This is a genomic window from Psychrobacter sp. 1U2 (genome assembly GCF_051847575.1).
This window is the reverse complement of record NZ_JBPYDC010000754.1, coordinates 1-852: the sequence shown is the minus strand read 5'-3', so window position 1 is coordinate 852 and position 852 is coordinate 1. Positions and strand designations below refer to the sequence as shown.

1 pseudogene is annotated in these 852 nt (G+C 45.5%); it reads right to left on the bottom strand.

Annotated features, from left to right (window positions below):
* Positions 1-852 (bottom strand): annotated as a pseudogene (locus ACS8FD_RS18540) (ESPR-type extended signal peptide-containing protein); the annotation flags it as partial.

Below are 852 nucleotides of genomic sequence, written 5' to 3'. Positions count from 1 at the left end.
ACTGCACTGCTACCATCACCTGATGCTTCATTAAAAGCCCCCATCGCACTGCTATATTCACTCGATGCGGTATTGTTAGAACCCACCGCACTGCTTAACAAGCCCACTGCTGTATTGCTAAAACCCACCGCACTGCTATGTTCCTCCAACGCCTGATTTTTATTACCTATAGCACTGCTGTCCCTACTCGATGTGATATTGTTATAACCCACCGCACTGCTGTATCTACTCCGTGCGGTATTGCTATTACCCACTGCACTACTGTTTGTAAATAATGCTTCATTACCGAAACCTACCGCACTGCTACTATTGCCCGATGCAGTATTACCGTTACCTACGGCACTACTCAAGGGACCGCTTGCAGTATTATTATGACCTACTGCACTGCTATCAGTACCTTCTGCTTTATTATTAGCCCCTACCGCACTGCTGTTTTCACCCGATGCATCATTGATATAACCTACGGCACTGCTGTTTTCACCTGAAGCAGTATTCTCATTACCCAATGCACTGCTATAATACCCTGATGTAGCATTGCCACGACCCAGCGCATTGCTCCAACCACCCTCTGCGACATTACCATTACCTATTGCGATGCTATATTCTTCTAATGCTGCATTGCCATTGCCTATCGCACTAGTTCCCCAAGTCTGCGCGTTATTGTTACTACCCACAGCACTGCTTTGATGACCGAATGCCTTGTTATTATAACCTAGAGCATTGCTGCCATCGTGCATTGCTTGATTTTTACTACCGACCGCACTACTAAATATACCCCCTGCCATATTATCAAAACCGACTTCTGTACTGAATGAAGGCATTGGATTTTCATCAAGGTCTACATCACTACTG